The organism is Delftia sp. (assembly GCF_059499305.1).
The window spans coordinates 28,971-46,970 of the sequence record NZ_JCABYI010000002.1 but is presented as its reverse complement, the minus strand read 5'-3'; the positions used below and the strand labels follow the sequence as shown (position 1 = coordinate 46,970).

The following is an 18,000-nucleotide window of genomic DNA, read 5'->3' as shown; positions in this document are numbered from 1 at the left end:
GCCAGCGCGGCCGCAATGCCTTCCGACAGCCTGTTTGCCTCCGAATTGCCATGTTCAGTACCGCCTTCCTCGATATCCCCCCTCTTTCCCGCGCTCAGGGCACGGTGAGCCTGCCAGGCTCCAAGAGCATCTCGAACCGCGTGCTGCTGCTGGCAGCGCTGAGCCAGGGCACGACCGTGGTCCACGACCTGCTTGACTCGGACGACACGCGCGTCATGCTCCGGGCCCTGCAGCAACTGGGCTGCACGGTGGAGCCCGCGACCATCACCCTCGGCCAGCCTGTGCGCATCACCGGCCTGGGCGGCGTCCTGCCCTCCGGCGCCAGTGCCGAGCTGTTCATGGGCAACGCCGGCACGGCCATGCGGCCGCTGACGGCAGCCCTGTCCGTGCTGGGCGGCGACTTCCAACTCAGCGGCGTGCCGCGCATGCATGAGCGCCCCATCGGCGATCTGGTCGATGCACTGCGACAGCTCGGCTGCCGCATCGACTACCTGGGCAACGAGGGCTTTCCTCCGCTGCACATCCGCCAGCCCGATTTCTCGCAGCTGCCGCACAGCCCCATCCAGGTGCGTGGCGATGTCTCCAGCCAGTTCCTGACCTCGCTGCTGATGGCGCTGCCGCTGCTGGCAACCACGCGCGACATCACCATCGAAGTCGTGGGCGAGCTGATCTCCAAGCCCTACATCCATATCACGCTGGAGTTGCTGGCCCGCTTCGGCATCGCCGTGCACAACGAGAACTGGCAGCGCTTCACCATCCCGGCCGGCAGTCGCTACCGCTCGCCGGGCGAGATCCATGTCGAGGCAGACGCCTCGTCGGCCAGCTACTTCATCGCACTGGGCGCCATCGCCTCGGACAGCGCCGAAGGCATCCGCATCCTCGGCGTGGGACTGGACTCCATCCAGGGCGATATCCGCTTTGTCGAAGCCGCGCGCGCCATGGGCGCCGAGGTGGAGGGAGGCCCGAACTGGCTGCGCATACGCCGTGGCGCCTGGCCGCTCAAGGCCATCGACCTGGACTGCAACCACATCCCCGATGCCGCCATGACGCTGGCCGTCATGGCCCTGTATGCCGATGGCACGACCACGCTGCGCAACATCGCAAGCTGGCGCGTCAAGGAGACCGACCGCATCGCGGCCATGACCAAGGAGCTGCGCAAGCTGGGCGCCGAAGTCGAGGAAGGCGCGGACTTCATCCGCGTCACACCGCCCGCGTCCACCGCCGCATGGCGCGCGGCCAGCATCCACACCTACGACGATCACCGCGTGGCCATGTGCTTCTCGCTGGCGGCCTTCAACCCGGCCGCCCTGCCGGTGCGCATCGAAGACCCCAAGTGCGTCGCCAAGACCTTCCCCGACTACTTCGAGGCCCTGTTCTCGGTCTGCGAGACGGCCCGTGCGTGCATCCCCGTGATCTGCATCGATGGCCCCACCGCCTCCGGCAAAGGAACCATCGCCGCCGAGGTGGCCGAGGCCCTGGGATACCACCTGCTGGACTCGGGCGCGCTGTACCGCCTCACAGGACTGGCCGCGTCGCGGGCCGGCATGGTGCTGGACGAATCCCACGCCCCGCAGATTGCCGCGCTGGCGCGCGCGCTGCCCGTGCGCTTTGATGCCGAGCAGCGCATCTGGCTGGGCGACGAGGATGTCACCCTGATCCTGCGCAGCGAGGAGTCGGGCATGAACGCCTCGCGCGTCTCGGCCCTGCCGGCCGTGCGCGATGCACTGGTGGACCTGCAGCTGTCCTTCCAGCAGCTGCCGGGGCTGGTCGCCGACGGCCGCGACATGGGCACGGTGATCTTTCCCCATGCTCCCCTCAAGGTCTATTTGTCGGCCTCCGCCGCCTGTCGCGCCGAGCGCCGGCATAAGCAGTTGATTTCCAAAGGAATTGCCGCTAACATAAGCGCCCTTCGGGCAGACCTTGAAGCACGCGATGCGCGGGACATGAACCGCAGCGTTGCACCCCTCAAGCCCGCCCAGGATTCCATGCTGCTTGACAGCTCCGAGCTTTCCATCGAAGAGGTGGCAGAGCAGGTGCTTTCATGGTGGCAGGAACGCCAGCCGTTCGGCCGCGACTGATTGCCAGTTGCGCCGCACGGTCGGCAACCCGCCCTCAGGGCCCAGACATGGCGGCACCGCCCCGTGTACGGCCCGAGGTTCATAGACTCCAACCCCGTGGTTGAACCCACAACACCTCCGCAAACAGTCCTAGAAACGCTTGGCAATGGTGCCAACGGAAACCTGTTTGCGGGCAAGGAAATACATGTCTGAATCTTTTGCCTCCCTGTTTGAAGAATCGCTGCAACGCACGGAAATGCGTCCTGGCGAGGTCATCACCGCTGAAGTGGTGCGCGTCGAGCACAACTTCGTCGTCGTGAACGCTGGCCTGAAGTCGGAAGCCTATGTGCCGATCGACGAATTCAAGAACGACCAGGGAGAAATCGAAGTCCAGGTGGGCGACTTTGTGTCGGTCGCCATCGGCTCGATCGAAAACGGCTACGGCGACACCATCCTGTCGCGCGACACCGCCAAGCGCCTGGCCTCGTGGCTGGCTCTGGAAAAGGCCCTGGAATCGGGCGAATTCGTGACCGGCACGACCTCCGGCAAGGTCAAGGGCGGCCTGACGGTGCTGGTCAACGGCATCCGCGCCTTCCTGCCCGGTTCGCTGATCGACACCCGTCCGATCAAGGACCTGACTCCGTACGAAAACAAGACGATGGAGTTCAAGGTCATCAAGCTGGACCGCAAGCGCAACAACGTGGTGCTGAGCCGCCGCGCCGTGGTCGAAGCCTCGATGGGCGAAGAGCGCGCCAAGCTGATGGAAACGCTGAAGGAAGGCGCCATCGTTCAAGGCGTGGTCAAGAACATCACCGAATACGGTGCGTTCGTGGACCTGGGCGGCATCGACGGCCTGCTGCACATCACCGACATGGCATGGCGCCGCGTGCGTCATCCTTCGGAAGTCGTGCAGGCTGGCCAGGAAATCACCGCCAAGATCCTCAAGTTCGACACCGAGAAGAACCGTGTCTCGCTGGGTCTGAAGCAAATGGGCGACGACCCGTGGATGGGCGTTTCGCGCCGCTACCCCTCGAGCACCCGCCTGTTCGGCAAGGTCACGAACATTGCCGACTACGGCGCGTTCGTCGAGCTGGAACCCGGCATCGAAGGCCTGGTGCACGTCTCCGAAATGGACTGGACCAACAAGAACATTGCTCCGACCAAGCTCGTGACCCTGGGTGACGAAGTCGAAGTCATGGTGCTGGAGATCGACGAAGACAAGCGTCGCATCTCGCTGGGCATGAAGCAGTGCAAGGCCAACCCCTGGCAAGAGTTCGCACAGAACACCAAGCGCGGCGACCGCGTCAAGGGCCCGATCAAGTCGATCACCGACTTCGGCGTGTTCGTGGGTCTGGCTGCCGGCATTGACGGCCTGGTGCACCTGTCCGACCTGTCCTGGAACGAGCCCGGCGAAGCTGCCGTGCGCAACTACAAGAAGGGCCAGGAAGTCGAAGCCATCGTGCTGGCCGTGGACGTCGAGCGCGAGCGCATCTCCCTGGGCATCAAGCAGCTGGACAGCGATCCCTTCACGACCTTCGTGACCGTGAACGACAAGGGCCAGATCGTGTCGGGCAAGGTCAAGACGGTGGACGCACGCGGTGCTGAAATCGACCTGGGCGAAGACATCGTCGGCTACCTGCGCGCTTCGGAAATCGCCGTTGACCGCGTGGAAGATGCCCGCTCGGTGCTGAAGGAAGGCGACGAGATCACCGCCGTGGTGGTCAATGTGGATCGCAAGACCCGCAACATCCAGCTGTCGATCAAGGCCAAGGACCAGGTTGACCAGCAAGAAGCCATGGCTTCCCTGTCCGCCCAGTCGGCCAAGGAAAACGCCGGCACGACCAGCCTGGGCGCCCTGCTGCGCGCCAAGCTGGACAACTCCGACAAGTAATCAGCAGCCAGTCTGCTGACCGCTGAAGGTCGGATGCGACGGGCGCCTCCGGGCGCCCGTCGCCATTTCAACCCCTGATTCCTATCCTTGATGACCCGATCCGATCTCGTCGAAGAACTCGCAGCACGCTTTGGCCAACTGAGCCAACGCGACGCCGAGCAGGCCGTCAAGACGATTCTTGACGCCGTCAGCGATGCCCTGGTGCGCGGCCATCGCATCGAAATCCGCGGCTTTGGAAGTTTCTCGGTCAACCACCGCCCGCCCCGCATGGGCCGCAATCCCCGCAGCGGTGAGGCCGTCCACATTCCGTCCAAGCGCGTGCCGCACTTCAAGCCCGGCAAGGCCCTGCGCGAAGCCGTGGACCTGCGCCCCGGCGCGGCGCCCGACACGGTTGCCGCCAGCTCCGCAGGCACCGGCCCTGCCGCCTGAAAGCCGGCTTGCCGGCTGCGCGCACTGCAGCCGTCGTCACCGCCAGGCTCTAGAATCGTTCCCGTCACACAAGGGAACACATGAAGTACTTCCTGTGGCTGCTCAAGGCGGCCATTTTTTTTACGCTGTTCGCCTTCGCACTGAACAATCAGCAGGACGCGACCGTGCACTTCTTCTTCGGCACCTCCTGGACTGCGCCGCTGGTACTGGTGGTGCTGGCGGCCTTCGCCCTGGGCCTGATCGTGGGCGTGCTGGGCATGGTGCCGCGCTGGCTCAAGCACCGCAATGCCGCGCGCTTGACCCAGGTCACCGCGCCTGCAGCCGAAGGAGCGGCGCCAGTCACGGCGCCCAAGGCGCCCCCCTCCCCCATCCTGCCGGGCGACGTGCATGGAATTTGATCTGAGCTGGATACTGCTGGGCCTGCCCGTGGCCTTCGTGCTGGGCTGGCTGGCCTCGCGCTGGGACTTGCGGCAGATCCGCGCCGAAAACCGCCAGGCACCCAAGGCCTACTTCAAGGGATTGAACTTCCTGCTCAACGAGCAGCAGGACAAGGCCATCGACGCCTTCATCGAAGCCGTGCAGAACGACCCCGACACCTCGGAGTTGCACTTCGCCCTGGGCAATCTCTTTCGCCGCCGCGGCGAATACAACCGCGCCGTGCGCGTGCATGAGCACCTGCTGTCGCGCGGCGACCTCAGCCGCGTGGACCGCGACCGCGCCCAGCACGCGCTGGCCCAGGACTTTCTGAAGGCAGGCCTGCTCGATCGCGCCGAGGACGCGCTGCGCCGCCTGGAAGGCACGGCCTTCGAGGCCGAGGCCCGCCTGGCCCTGCTGGCCATCTACGAGCGCTCGCGCGACTGGACACAGGCCGCCGCCATTGCTCGCCGCATGCAGGATGCCAACCAGGGGGACTTCAGTGGCCGGCTGGCGCACTACCTGTGCGAAGACGCCCAGTCCTTGCTCACGCAGGGCCAGCAGGCCGAGGCGCTGCAGCGGCTGCAGCAAGCCATCACCACAGCACCCCAGGCTGCGCGACCGCGCCTGGAGCATGCCCAGTTGCAGCATCGCATGGGGCAATCGGCCCAGGCCTTGCAATCGCTGGAAAGCCTGGCCGAGCAGTCCCCCGCCGCGCTGCCGCTGGCAGCCCAGTTGCTGGTGGACATCGCAGCCGCCACAGGCCAACGCCAGCATGTCCACCAGCTGCTCAGCCAGCAATACGCCCAGGCACCTTCGCTGGACCTGCTGCAGGCGTTGGTTGCGCTGGACGCTCAAATTGAAGAACAGAGCACCGATGGCGAAACCAAGGCACCGGGACGCGCCCGCCTGGTCCAGCATCTGGACCGGGAACCTTCCCTGGTGGCTGCTGCGCAGTGGCTGGCTGGCGAGAAACTGTCCGAGGAGCAATACCACCCAGCCGTGCAACGCGCGCTGGACCACGCCGCCAAACCGCTGACCCGCTACCGCTGCGCGGCCTGCGGCTTCGAGGCGCGCCAGCATTTCTGGCACTGCCCCGGCTGCCAGAGCTGGGACAGCTACCCGGCCCGGCGCGTCGAGGAGCTGTGATGGGCCGGGGTGGCGAAAGGCGGCCCTATCCCCGGCATCGCGTCACCCCCATTGGCAAACCCGGCATGGCCAGTGTATTTTCAGAGTATTCCTAGAAACCGCCCTGGAGGGCGCGTGGCCATTGGCTTTGGGTGCGTGCGGCCGTGCCTGCGCCGGCCTCCTGGAGCCCGCGACTGCCTGGCGGCACGCCAGAGGCCTGCATAAGATGCTTCTGGGTCGCAATGTTGCGGCCCTCAACATTGAGGGATCAGGAGGTTTGTATGTTCAGAAAATTGATGGCTGGCTTCATTGCGCTGCTGTGGTCCGTGATGGCTTTGGCCGCTGTGGAAGCCAACAAGGCGAATGAAGCCGAACTGACATCCATCAAGGGCATAGGCCCGGCCATGTCGGCACGCATTCTCGAGGAACGCAAATCCGCCCCCTTCAAGGACTGGCCCGACTTCATCGCACGGGTCAAGGGTGTGGCCGAACCGACCGCCACCAAGTTTTCGGGCGAAGGCCTGACTGTCAACGGCAGCAGCTACAAAGGCCACAGCGCCAAGCCTGATGCCAAGGACACTGCGGCCAAGGGGGGCAAGGACACGGCGGCCCAGGGCACCAAGCCGACCAAGGAGCAGGCGGCAAAGCCGGCCACTCCAGCCAAGGCCGGCTCGGCCTCCTGAAGACGCGAACTGTCTCTATCCAACCCGCTTCGGCGGGTTTTTCATGCGTACGACCCTCGGGGTATGCGCGGCCATAGCCTGAAACATGCTCAGGTTTTCATAGCGAAGCAAAAAACCTTGCCCGTAAAATGGACCGCCCATGCCCCTGATCACCCTCATACTCCTACCCTTCATCGGCAGCCTGATTGCCGCAATGCTGCCCGCCAATGCGCGCAATACGGAGTCGACTCTGGCCGGCGTGATCGCATTGGGCTGTGCCATACAGACCGCATTGCTGTTTCCACAGATCGCCGATGGGGAAGTGCTGCGCCAGGAGATCGAGTGGCTGCCGGCACTGGGACTGAACCTGGTGATCCGCATGGACGGCTTTGCCTGGATGTTCTGCATGCTGGTGCTGGGCATAGGCTCGCTGGTCGTGCTGTATGCGCGCTACTACATGTCGCCGGCCGATCCAGTGCCGCGCTTTTTCTCGTTCTTTCTGGCCTTCATGGGCGCGATGGCTGGCGTGGTGCTGTCGGGCAACATCATCCAGATTGCCTTCTTCTGGGAGCTGACCAGCCTCTTCTCCTTTCTTCTGATCGGATACTGGCACCATCGCAAGGATGCACGCCGCGGCGCGCGCATGGCGCTGACGGTGACGGGCACAGGCGGCCTGGCCATGCTGGCCGGCATGCTGGTGCTGGGCCACATCGTGGGCAGCTATGACCTGGACAACGTGCTCATCGCCGGCCAGCAGGTGCGTGACCACCAGCTGTACCTGGTCGCCCTGGTGCTGATCCTGCTGGGCGCGCTGACCAAGAGTGCGCAGTTCCCCTTCCACTTCTGGCTGCCGCACGCCATGGCCGCGCCCACGCCGGTGTCGGCCTATCTGCACTCCGCCACCATGGTCAAGGCCGGCGTGTTCCTGCTGGCGCGCATGTGGCCCGTGCTGGGTGACACCGATGCCTGGTTCTGGCTGGTGGGCGGAGCGGGCGCGGCAACCCTGCTCATCGGCGGCTATCTGGCCATGTTCCAGCACGATCTCAAGGGATTGCTGGCCTATTCGACGATTTCCCACCTGGGCCTGATCACGCTACTGCTGGGCCTGAACAGCAAGCTGGCCGCCGTGGCTGCGGTGTTCCACATCATGAACCACGCGACCTTCAAGGCCTCGCTGTTCATGGCCGCGGGCATCGTCGACCATGAAAGCGGCACGCGTGACATCCGCCGGCTTTCGGGCCTGCGGCACATGATGCCCATCACGGCCACGCTGGCCTGCGTGGCCAGTGCGGCCATGGCGGGCGTGCCGCTGCTCAACGGCTTCCTGTCCAAGGAAATGTTCTTCGCCGAGACCGTCTACCTGGATGCCGCTCCCTGGGTGCGCACGGCCTTGCCGGTGGCAGCCACGGTGGCGGGCATGTTCAGCGTGGCCTATTCGCTGCGCTTCACCATCGACGTCTTCTTCGGCCCCAAGGCCACCGACCTGCCGCACGACCCGCACGAGCCTCCGCACTGGATGCGCGTGCCCGTCGAGCTGCTGGTGCTGGCCTGCCTGGTGGTGGGCATGCTGCCGGCGTGGGCGGTGGGCAGCTTTCTCGCAGCGGCCGCCACGCCCGTAGTCGGCGGCGACCTGCCCGAGTACAGCCTGGCCATCTGGCACGGCTGGAACATGCCCTTGATCATGAGCCTTGTGGCGTTGATTGGCGGCATCCTGCTGTACATGCTGCTGCGCTGGCAGCGCCAGGCCGGCCATATGGATACCGCGCCGCTGGTAGGCACGCTCAGCGGCCAGCGTGTTTTCGAGAATCTGCTGGCCCGCCTGTCCCTGCTGGGCCGCTGGTCGCGCCGGCGCCTGTCCACCATGCGCCTGCAGTGGCAGATGCTGTGGCTGGTCTGCACCGCCGTGCTGGCTGGCGTTCTGCCCCTGTGGCTGCAAGGCATCAAGCTGGGCGACCGGAGCATGCTGCCGCTGTCGCCCGCCTTCGTGATGCTGTGGGCCGTGGGCATTCTCTGCGCCCTGGGTACGGCCTGGAAGGCCAAGTACCACCGGCTGACGGCGCTGATCATGCTGGGCGGCGCCGGCCTGTGCACCTGCCTGACCTTCCTGTGGTTCTCGGCGCCTGACCTGGCGCTGACGCAGCTGGTCGTCGAGGTCGCCACCACGGTGCTGATGCTGCTGGGCCTGCGCTGGATGCCCAAGCGCGACAAAAGCCTGCACATTCCCGTGCTGTCCGCCGAGCTGCGCGCCCGCTCGCGCCGCATGCGTGACCTGCTGCTGTCGCTGGTTGCAGGTGGCGGCATGGCCTGGCTGGCCTTCGCCATGATGAGCCGCCCCTTCTATGACGGGGCCTCCACCTTCTTCCTGGAACATGCGCTCAGCGATGGCGGCGGCACCAATGTGGTCAACGTCATGCTGGTGGACTTCCGGGGCTTCGACACCTTCGGCGAGATCGTGGTGCTGGGCATCGTGGCCCTGGTCGTCTATGCGCTGCTCAGGCGCTTTCGCCCGGCCCGCGAGACGCTGGACCTGCCCGAGCAGCAGCGCTACATGCCTGGCGACCTGCAGACCGATCTGTTCAATCCGCGCAACGCAGGCGATACGGCCGTGGGCTACCTGATGGTGCCCGCCGTGCTGGTGCGGCTGCTGCTGCCGTTTGCCGCCCTGGTTTCCGTCTACATCTTCATGCGCGGCCACAACGAGCCCGGCGGCGGCTTCGTGGCCGGCCTGGTGTTCTCGGTCGCCTTGCTAATGCAGTACATCATCTCCGGCACGCAGTGGGTCGAGGCCCACCTGCCGATCTTCCCGCGCCGATGGATCGGTGTCGGCCTGCTGTTCGCACTGGGTACCGGCATGGGCTCCATCGTGGCCGGCTATCCCTTTCTCACCAGCCACACCTTCCATATGACCCTGCCAGTCGTCGGCGACGTGCATCTCGCCAGCGCCCTGTTCTTCGACATCGGTGTGTTCTCGCTGGTGGTCGGCGCGACCATGCTCATTCTGACGGCCATCGCCCACCAATCGGTGCGCAGCCACCGCTACCACGCCCGCCTGCTGGAGGAGCAGCAGCAACAGGCCGAAGAGGCCGAAGCCGCCGTGCAGCAGGCCACCGCTGCAGCGCTTGCACGAGGAGGTTTCTGATGGAAGTCGTGCTTGCCATTGCCATCGGCGTACTGACGGGCTCGGGCGTGTGGCTGCTGCTGCGCCCACGCACCTACCAGGTCATCATGGGCCTGGCCCTGCTGTCTTACGCAGTCAACCTGTTCATCTTCAGCATGGGCCGCCAGGGCCTGGCCATCGACAAGGAGCCCGTGCTGCGCGCCGGCGTGCCGCAGGATCTTGCGCACTATGCGGATCCCATGCCGCAGGCTCTGGTGCTCACGGCCATCGTGATCGGCTTTGCCATGACGGCACTGTTCCTGGTGGTGCTGCTGGCCTCGCGCGGCACCACGGGCACCGACCATGTGGACGGAGCCCATTCCCGCACCGAGCAGGAGATGCCATGAACGAGCTGACCGCCCGTCTCATGCCGCACCTGATGCTGGCGCCCATCGTGCTGCCCATGCTTTCGGCAGCGCTGATGCTGTTGCTGCGCGAAGAGCGCCAGCGCCTCAAATTCGCTCTTGGACTGGTATCCACCCTGATGGGGCTGGGCGTGGCCGTGATGCTGATGCTGTGGACCGACCAGGCCGGCGCGCCCGTCAACCTGGGCGTCTACATGCCGGGCAACTGGCCCATGCCCTTCGGCATCTCGCTGGCACTGGACCGCCTGACCGGCATGATGCTGGTGCTGACCTATACGGTGGCCCTGGCCTCGCTGGTCTTCTCCAGCGCCCGCTGGCACCGCGCGGGGATGCACTTTCACTCGCTGTTCCAGTTTCAGCTGATGGGCCTGAGCGGCGCCTTCCTCACGGCGGACCTGTTCAACCTGTTCGTGTTCTTCGAGATCATGCTCGCGGCCTCCTATGGACTGGTCCTGCATGGTTCCGGGCGGACGCGCATCCAGGCGGGCCTGCACTACATCGCCATCAATCTTGCAGCCTCGTCGCTGTTCCTGATCGGCGTGTCCATGCTCTACGGCCTGACCGGCACGCTGAACATGGCCGACCTGGCACGTGCCATCCCCCAGGTCAGCAGCGACGACCGCGGGCTGCTGCATTCGGCCGCTGCCATCCTGGGCATTGCCTTCCTGACCAAGGCAGCCATGTGGCCGCTGAACTTCTGGCTGGTGCCGGCCTACAGCGCAGCCACCGCTCCCGTGGGCGCCGTGTTCGCGCTCATGACCAAGGTGGGCGTCTACGTGGTGCTGCGGCTGTGGACGCTGCTGTTCAGCTCCGAGGCCGGCGCCTCCGCCCTGTTCGGCAGCACCTGGCTGATCGTCGGCGGCATGCTGACCATGGCCTTCGGCGGCCTGGGCATGCTGGGCTCGCAGCGGCTGACGCATATCGCGGGCTTTGCGGCCGTTCTCTCTTCGGGCACCTTGCTGGCCGCCACGGGCTTTGGCCAGAACGCCTTGACGGCCGGGCTGCTGTACTACCTGCCCAGCTCCACCCTGGCCGTGAGCGCCCTGTTTCTGATCGCCGACGTGGTGGACCGCTGGCGCGTGGATGACGATGCGGGCGAGCCCTATGAGGATGACGAGGCTCCCTTCCTCAACGCCGAACTGCTGCCCACGGAGGGCTTCAACCTCGACGAATCCGAAGAGGTGCTGATCGGCCGCGCCATTCCCGCAGCGGCCGCCTTCATCGGCCTGAGCTTCATGCTGGCCACCCTGGTGGTCACCGGCCTGCCCCCGCTGTCGGGCTTTGTGGGCAAGTTCGCCATGCTGTCTGCCCTGCTCAACCCGCTGGGCCTGGGCAACTCCAGCGGCTTCCAGGCCGGCTGGGCCGGCTGGGTGCTGGTGGCGCTGATGATCGCCACGGGACTGCTCGCCCTGCTGTCGCTGGTGCGCGCCGGCATACGCCATTTCTGGGCGACCGAGGAGCAGAACTCGCCCTCGTTGCGTGTGGCCGAAGGCCTGCCCATCGCCGTGCTGCTGGCCTGCTGCGTGGCGCTCACCGTGCAGGGTGGCCAGCTGATGGGCTACACGCAGCGTGCGGCCGATGCGCTGCTGGCGCCCGATGTCTATGTGCGCTCCGTCATGGGCACGCAGCCGGAGCCGAGCCCGGCAGAAAAGAAGGCGCGGCTGGAAGCCGGCCCCGAAGGCGCCGCGCGCGCCGCTGCCCAGGCCAGCGGCGCCCCCATGCCCGCAGGCATAGGCGATGCAGGCCCAACGGCCGGCAAGGAGGATTCCCGATGATGAAAACCCTGCTGCCCGCGCCGCTGCTGTCGGTGGCGCTGTTCCTGCTGTGGCTGCTGCTCAACCGCTCGTTCAGCAGCGGCCAGATCCTGCTGGGCGCCTTGCTGGGCCTGTTGCTGCCGCTGCTGCTGCGCGGCCTGCGCCCCTTGCCCGTGCGCGTGCGCCATCCGCTGACCATCGTGCGCCTGGGGCTGCGCGTGGTCTGGGACACCTCGGTGTCCAACTTCAACGTCGTGCGGTTCATGCTGTTTCCGGGCATGCGCAAGCACCCGGCCAACTTCGTGCGCATCCCGCTGGAACTGCGCGACCCCAACGGCCTGGCCGTGCTCGCCATGATCGTGTGCATCACGCCCGGCACGGCCTGGGCCGAGATCTCGCGCGACCGCTCCCAGCTCATGCTGCATGTGCTGGAGGTCGATGATCCCGAAGAGATCGTCCAGCACGTCAAGCGCTCCTACGAGCGCCCCCTGATGGAGATTTTCGAATGATGCCCTGGTTCCACTGGACTTTGATGTTCGCGCTGGGCCTGCTGGTCGCCGCCATGGGCTGCGCCGTGCTGCGCCTGCTCAAGGGCCCGCACGCCCAGGATCGCGTGCTGGCGCTGGACTGCATGTACCTCAACGGCATGCTGGCCATGCTGCTGATGGGCATCATCTATGACAGCACCAGCTATTTCGAGGCCGCCCTGCTGGTTGCGCTGTTCGGCTGCGTGGGCTCCACGGCCATGGCCAAGTTCCTGCTGCGCGGCGAGGTGATCGAATGATGCCGGAAACCACCACGCTGCCGCTGTGGTGCCAGATCCTGGTGGCTGCGCTGGCGCTGGGCGGCGCCATCATCGCCTTTCTGGGCTCCATGGGCCTGTGGCGCCTGGACAGCTATTTCGAGCGCGTGCATGCGCCTTCCATCATCGCCACCATGGGCTGCTGGCTGATCATGCATGCCACCTGGATCTACTTTTCCGTCAGCGGCCAGAGCCTGGCCGTGCATGCGCTGCTGATTGCGGTGTTCATCTCGGTGACCGTTCCCATCACGACCATCTTCCTGATGCGTGCAGCCCTGTTCCGCGCACGCCGTGCAGGCCAGGACGTGCCGCCGCCGCTGAGCAGCGTCGTGCGCAACGAGCCGGCCGAACACCCGGACGTCTGAAGCGCAATCGGGCCTGAAAATACCCGCCGATGCGGCAGGCAGCGGCAGGCAAAAGCCCTACTGCCAACTGTCCAGCATACGAATTCGCCCACGGCTGCGTCAATGCGCCAAAGCACCCGGTGCGCGAGCCCCGCGGCTATGAGTTTGTGAGCGTATAGTGCAGTCATCATCTGCGCTGGCAACGTATTTGATGGAACGGCCACAGGCGTGGCCGCCCTGGTTTTTCCTGTGTACGAGGGTTCATGCAAATCTCTTCCCCCCTGACCGATACCGATCTGGCCAACGGCTGGTCGGCCCTTCACAACCAGGCACACAACGGCATGGCATTGCAGCAGAACTCCAATCGCCTCGCCTTCGCGGACCCGGAATTCATGTTCCGCCGCGAAACCCGCGGCATCCGCATGCAGCTGGAGCTGCTCAAGCCGGACCTGGCCCAGATCGAGCGCGGCATCGAGCACACCGTCGTGGTCTATGGCAGCGCCCGCTTCGTGGACCTGGAGCAGGCCGAGCAGCAATTGGCCGACGCACAGGCCAGCGGCGATCCCCAGCGCGTTGCCTTGGCCGAGCGCGCCGTGCGCAATGCGCACCGCTATGAACAGGCCCGCGCCTTCACGCGCATCGTGGCCGCCGACAGCCTGAACCAGCCGCCCGAGGAGCGCCTCTACATCTGCACCGGCGGCGGCCCCGGCATCATGGAGGCGGCCAACCGGGGCGCCCATGACGTGGGCGCGCCCAGCATCGGCCTGAACATCGAGCTGCCGCACGAGCAAAACGGCAACCGCTTCATCTCGCCGGACCTGAGCTTCAAGTTCCACTACTTCGCCCTGCGCAAGATGCATTTCATGATGCGCGCCAAGGCCCTGGTGGCCTTCCCCGGCGGCTTCGGCACGCTGGACGAGCTGTTCGAGGTGCTGACCCTCATGCAGACCGGCAAGACGCATTCCGTGCCCGTGATCCTTTTTGGCACCGAGTTCTGGAAGCGCCTGCTCAACATCGACCTGATGATCGAGGAAGGCACGATCTCGCCCAAGGACCTGCAGCTGTTCCGCTATACCGATGATCCGGTCGAGGCCTGGGCGCTGATCAAGCAGTTCCACGCTGGCGGCTGGTAAGCCGCAGCGGCCGGCAGGCCGCCACCGCATCGCAAGGCGATCTGCGCACCAAGGCGCAGGTCGCTTTTTTTCATTCCGGCTTGCGCGGCGTCAGCCCCATGAACCAGGCCGTGCGGATGCCCGAGGCCACGGCCGCGCCCACCACCCAGAACAGCGCAGACACACCGATCAATGCCCCCGCCGAGCCGAACAGCACGGGCATGGCCACGCTGGAGGCATTGATGGCCATGAGCCGCAGGCCCAGTGCCTCGCCATGGCGGTGCTCGGGCGTGATCTGGTGCAGCATGCTCATGACCATGGGCTGCACAGACCCCAGCGAAAAACCCAGCATCACCGAACACATGCCCATGGTCAGCGCCGAGTCCATGAAGGGGTACAGCGCAAAGACGAAGGCGGTGATGGCCATGGCACCGGAGATCACGGCGCCTTCGCGCAAGCGCTCGGCCACCAGCGGCATGGCCAGGCGGATGGCGGCGGCCGCCACGGCAAAAATGCCCAGCAGCGTGCCGATGACCGAGGCGCTCAGGCCCTTCTCATGGCCCAGCAGCGGCAGCACGAAGGTGTGCACGTCCCAGCATGCGGACTGCAGCCAGTTGACCAGCAGCAGGTTGCGGAAATTGCGGTCGCGCAGCAGGTCCCAGGCATGCTGCTTTGGACCGCCTATGGGCGCGCGCACGGGCGGCAGCTCCTGCGTGTGGCGCACCCAGCTCCAGGCCAGCACGGGCACCAGGGCCAGCAGGCCGAAGGCGACGCGATAGCCCATGGTGCTGCCCTCGCCGCCAAAATTCGCGTGATCGATCAGCAGCCCGGTGCTGAAGGGCCCGATGAAGTTGGAGATGGCCGGGCCTATGGCCAACCAGCTGAACACCTTCTTGAGCGCCACCGCATCGTGGGTGACACGGCCCGCATGGCGCTGCACGGCAATCACCACGGCGCCGCTGGCTCCGCCCGTCAACAACGCCGCAAGGCATAGCACCGGATACAGGGGCAATGCCAGCGCCAGCGCGCAGCCCCCGCTGGCCGCCAGCATGGACAGGAAAAACGGCTTGCGAAAACCATGCTTGTCAGCGAAGCGCCCGGCCGGCAGCGCCAGGAACACCTGGGTCAGCGCGAACAGCGCCAGCAAGATGCCCACGGCCGCCGCGCTATAGCCCTGCTGCAGCGCCAGCAAGGGCGCTGCCAGCCGCATGCCGGCCATGGTGGCATGCACGCTGACCTGCGCCATGATGACCTTGAACAGGGCCAGGTTCATCTCAATCCTGATCCGATCCCGGCTCCATTCCGGCCGCAGCGTCCTTGTCATCCGGCACGCCGGGCCGCGCTGCACTAGAGGTCGGCGCGGGCAGCTCCTGCACGTCGCGCAGCTGGCGCTGGATGGCGCGCGTGCGCACGCCCACCTGCTCGAAGCGCTTGGCCGCCGCGTCTATGGACTTGCGCGTGGCATCCACCACTTCGCCGAACTTGGCGAACTCGGTCTTGACCTGGCCGAGCACCGCCCAGACCTCGGACGAGCGCTTTTCGATGGCCAGCGTCTTGAAGCCCATCTGCAGGCTGCTGAGCATGGCGGCCAGGTTGGCCGGGCCGGTGACCATCACGCGGCAGCCGTTCTGCACGGCCTCGACCAGGCCGGGGCGGCGCATGACCTCGGCAAACAGGCCTTCGGTAGGCAGGTAGAGCACGGCAAAGTCCGTGGTGTGCGGCGGGCTCACGTACTTGCCGTGGATCTTGCGCGCCTCGAACTTGATCGATGCCTCGAAGGCATTGCCTGCCGAGACAATGGCCGCCTTGTCCGCCGCATCCTGGGCGTCGAGCAGGCGCTGGTACTGCTCCACCGGGTACTTGGCGTCGATGGGCAGCCAGACCGGCGTCTCGTCGCTGCGTCCGGGCAGGCGGATGGCGAACTCCACCATGTCGTCGCTGCCGGGCACGGTCTTGACGTTGCGCGCGTACTGCTCGGGCGTGAGCACGTTCTCGATGATGGCGCCCAGCTGCAGCTCGCCCCAGGTGCCGCGCGTCTTCACATTGGTCATCACGCGCTTGAGATCGCCCACGCTGCCGGCCAGCGTCTGCATCTCGCCCAGGCCCTTGTGCACCTGCTCCAGCCGGTCGCTGACCAGCTTGAACGATTCGCCCAGGCGCTGCTCCAGCGTGGCATGCAGCTTCTCGTCCACCGTGCGCCGCATCTCTTCCAGGCGCGCCGCATTGTCCGACTGGATGGTGGCCAGCCGCTCGTTGAGCGTGCCGCGCAGCTGCTCGGCATGGACCTGGCTGGATTGCGCCAGCCCGCCCAGCTGCTGCTGGATGTCGTTCTTGAGGGAGTCCAGCGTGCTGCGCGTGGTCTGCGCCAGCGCCTCGAAGCGCTCCTGCACATGGGCGTTGAAGCGCTGCGTGCTTTCGCCCTGGGCCTCGCGGGCCTGGGCGCTGTCGGCGGCCAGCCGCACGGTGAGCCGGCCCAGTTCCATGCGAAAGGCTGCCAGCGCCTCGCCCTGCTCGCGCCGCGCCGCCTGGGCATCGAGCTGGGCCTGGGCCAGATGGGCCTGCAGCTGCTGCGAGACGCGGTCCAGCCCGCCATCGCTCTTGGCCACGGCCATCTGCGTGGCCTGGGCACCGCGCTCGAGCTGCTGCAGCCGCACGTCCAGCATCTGCAGCGCCTGCAGCACCTGCTGGGGCGCCACCCCGTCCTCGCGCTGCGCCGAGCGCCTCCACAGCAGCCAGATCACGGCCGCCTGCCCCAACAGCAGCACGGCACAGGCCGCCCACCATACTCCGGATATCTGGGTCAAGATTTTGCTTGCGCTCCATGCAGCGGGAAGCGGCCACGGCCAGCCTTCCCGCGATTGTCACAACACCGTGTTCAGGCCTTGGCGCGCGCGCCGGCGGCCGCCGCTTCGGGCTGGTTCACGGGCGTGCGCGGGCCCTTGCCGGACAGGAAGTCGATCAGGTTGTCGGCCGCCAGCTCGGCCATGGCGCTGCGCGTGCCCATGGTGGCGCTGGCGATGTGCGGGGTCAGCACCACGTTGGGCACGGTCAGCAGGCCGGGATGGACCGAGGGCTCGCCCTCGAACACGTCCAGGCCTGCTGCAGCAATGGTCCTGTCGCGCAGTGCCCTGGCCAGCGCCGCGTCATCGACGATGCCGCCGCGCGCGATGTTGATCAGCGTGGCCGTGGGCTTCATCCGGGCGATCTCGGCCGCGCCTATGGTGTGGTGGTTTTCCTTGGTGTAGGGCAGCACCAGCACCACATGGTCGGCCATGGCCAGCAGTTCATCCTTGCCCACGTAGCCGGCCTTGCATTCGGCTTCCAGCTCGGGCGACAGGCGCGAGCGGTTGTGATAGACCACCTTCATGCCGAAGCCATGTGCCCCGCGTTTGGCGATGCCCTGGCCGATGCGGCCCATGCCGATGATGCCCAGCGTGCTGCCGTGCACTTCCGAGCCGGCAAACAGGTCGTAGCGCCAGGAGTTCCACTTTCCGGCGCGCAGGTAGTGCTCGCTCTCTGTCACGCGGCGGGCCGTGGCCATCAGCAGGGCAAAGCCGAAATCGGCCGTGGTCTCGGTCAGCACGTCGGGGGCATTCGTGCCCTGCACACCTGCAGCCGTCATCGCAGGCACGTCGAAGTTGTTGTAGCCCACGGCCATGTTGGCCACCACCTTCAGGCGCGGGCAGGCGGCCAGCAGCGCCGCATCGATGGTCTGCGAGCCCGTGGTCAGCACGCCATCCTTGTCCTGCAGATGCCGGGCCAGTTCCTGCGGGCTCCAGACCACGTCATCCTGGTTGGACTCGACCTCGAAGTGCTGCTCCAGCTTGCGCACCACTTCGGGCGGGATGGCACGGGCGATCAGGATGCGGGGTTTGCTTGCCATGT

16 protein-coding genes are annotated in these 18,000 nt (G+C 66.3%); 13 read left to right on the top strand and 3 right to left on the bottom strand.

All coding sequences use genetic code 11. From position 1 onward, the window contains the following. The first annotated feature begins 50 nt into the window (after positions 1–50). The 13 genes from AC5I49_RS01130 (at position 51) to AC5I49_RS01070 (ending at position 14,136) form a co-directional block, all read left to right on the top strand. The gene (locus tag AC5I49_RS01130; RefSeq protein ID WP_495788716.1) at positions 51–2,078 is read left to right on the top strand and encodes a bifunctional 3-phosphoshikimate 1-carboxyvinyltransferase/cytidylate kinase; all 2,028 of its coding nucleotides are present in this window, start codon (positions 51–53) and stop codon (positions 2,076–2,078) included. Between the two features lie 145 nt (positions 2,079–2,223). Beyond that, complete coding sequence (gene rpsA / locus AC5I49_RS01125; protein WP_255247313.1) at positions 2,224–3,948, top strand: 30S ribosomal protein S1; 1,725 nt, start codon at positions 2,224–2,226, stop codon at positions 3,946–3,948. Between the two features lie 90 nt (positions 3,949–4,038). After that, complete coding sequence (locus tag AC5I49_RS01120) at positions 4,039–4,377, top strand: integration host factor subunit beta (RefSeq protein ID WP_017404723.1); 339 nt, start codon at positions 4,039–4,041, stop codon at positions 4,375–4,377. Positions 4,378–4,457: 80 nt separating this feature from the next. After that, on the top strand, positions 4,458–4,775 hold the full coding sequence (locus tag AC5I49_RS01115; RefSeq protein WP_495788715.1) for a LapA family protein: 318 nt from the start codon (positions 4,458–4,460) through the stop codon (positions 4,773–4,775). Beyond that, on the top strand, positions 4,765–5,940 hold the full coding sequence (lapB, locus tag AC5I49_RS01110; protein WP_151019169.1) for a lipopolysaccharide assembly protein LapB: 1,176 nt from the start codon (positions 4,765–4,767) through the stop codon (positions 5,938–5,940). Before AC5I49_RS01115 ends, lapB begins: the two co-directional genes overlap by 11 nt. Before the next feature lie 260 nt (positions 5,941–6,200). Further along, the gene (locus AC5I49_RS01105) at positions 6,201–6,602 is read left to right on the top strand and encodes a ComEA family DNA-binding protein (protein ID WP_034363686.1); all 402 of its coding nucleotides are present in this window, start codon (positions 6,201–6,203) and stop codon (positions 6,600–6,602) included. 139 nt (positions 6,603–6,741) lie between these two features. Next, positions 6,742–9,720 (top strand): monovalent cation/H+ antiporter subunit A, encoded by a 2,979-nt coding sequence (locus AC5I49_RS01100; RefSeq protein ID WP_151019170.1) that lies wholly within the window; start codon positions 6,742–6,744, stop codon positions 9,718–9,720. Next, complete coding sequence (locus AC5I49_RS01095) at positions 9,720–10,085, top strand: Na+/H+ antiporter subunit C (RefSeq protein ID WP_016450499.1); 366 nt, start codon at positions 9,720–9,722, stop codon at positions 10,083–10,085. The genes AC5I49_RS01100 and AC5I49_RS01095 overlap by 1 nt, the downstream gene beginning before the upstream one ends. Then, positions 10,082–11,878 carry a monovalent cation/H+ antiporter subunit D gene (locus AC5I49_RS01090; RefSeq protein WP_017404727.1) on the top strand — a complete coding sequence of 599 codons (1,797 nt, stop codon included), beginning with the start codon at positions 10,082–10,084 and terminating at the stop codon, positions 11,876–11,878. Before AC5I49_RS01095 ends, AC5I49_RS01090 begins: the two co-directional genes overlap by 4 nt. Further along, the gene (locus tag AC5I49_RS01085; RefSeq protein ID WP_016450497.1) at positions 11,875–12,366 is read left to right on the top strand and encodes a Na+/H+ antiporter subunit E; all 492 of its coding nucleotides are present in this window, start codon (positions 11,875–11,877) and stop codon (positions 12,364–12,366) included. Before AC5I49_RS01090 ends, AC5I49_RS01085 begins: the two co-directional genes overlap by 4 nt. Then, on the top strand, positions 12,363–12,641 hold the full coding sequence (locus AC5I49_RS01080) for a K+/H+ antiporter subunit F (RefSeq protein ID WP_012206532.1): 279 nt from the start codon (positions 12,363–12,365) through the stop codon (positions 12,639–12,641). Before AC5I49_RS01085 ends, AC5I49_RS01080 begins: the two co-directional genes overlap by 4 nt. Next, positions 12,638–13,024, top strand: coding sequence for a monovalent cation/H(+) antiporter subunit G (locus tag AC5I49_RS01075; RefSeq protein WP_017404730.1), 387 nt, complete (start codon positions 12,638–12,640; stop codon positions 13,022–13,024). The genes AC5I49_RS01080 and AC5I49_RS01075 overlap by 4 nt, the downstream gene beginning before the upstream one ends. Positions 13,025–13,266: 242 nt before the next feature. Next, complete coding sequence (locus AC5I49_RS01070; protein ID WP_016450495.1) at positions 13,267–14,136, top strand: LOG family protein; 870 nt, start codon at positions 13,267–13,269, stop codon at positions 14,134–14,136. Between the two features lie 70 nt (positions 14,137–14,206). Here AC5I49_RS01070 and AC5I49_RS01065 read toward each other — a convergent pair whose 3' ends face one another. From AC5I49_RS01065 to AC5I49_RS01055, 3 genes are all read right to left on the bottom strand, one after another. Then, a complete protein-coding gene (locus tag AC5I49_RS01065) occupies positions 14,207–15,388 on the bottom strand; it encodes an MFS transporter (protein WP_016450494.1) in 1,182 nt (393 codons plus the stop codon). 1 nt (position 15,389) lies between these two features. Continuing rightward, the gene (locus AC5I49_RS01060) at positions 15,390–16,880 is read right to left on the bottom strand and encodes a DNA recombination protein RmuC (protein ID WP_495788750.1); all 1,491 of its coding nucleotides are present in this window, start codon (positions 16,878–16,880) and stop codon (positions 15,390–15,392) included. 110 nt (positions 16,881–16,990) lie between these two features. After that, on the bottom strand, positions 16,991–17,998 hold the full coding sequence (locus AC5I49_RS01055; RefSeq protein WP_495788714.1) for a 2-hydroxyacid dehydrogenase: 1,008 nt from the start codon (positions 17,996–17,998) through the stop codon (positions 16,991–16,993). Between the last annotated feature and the right edge of the window lie 2 nt (positions 17,999–18,000).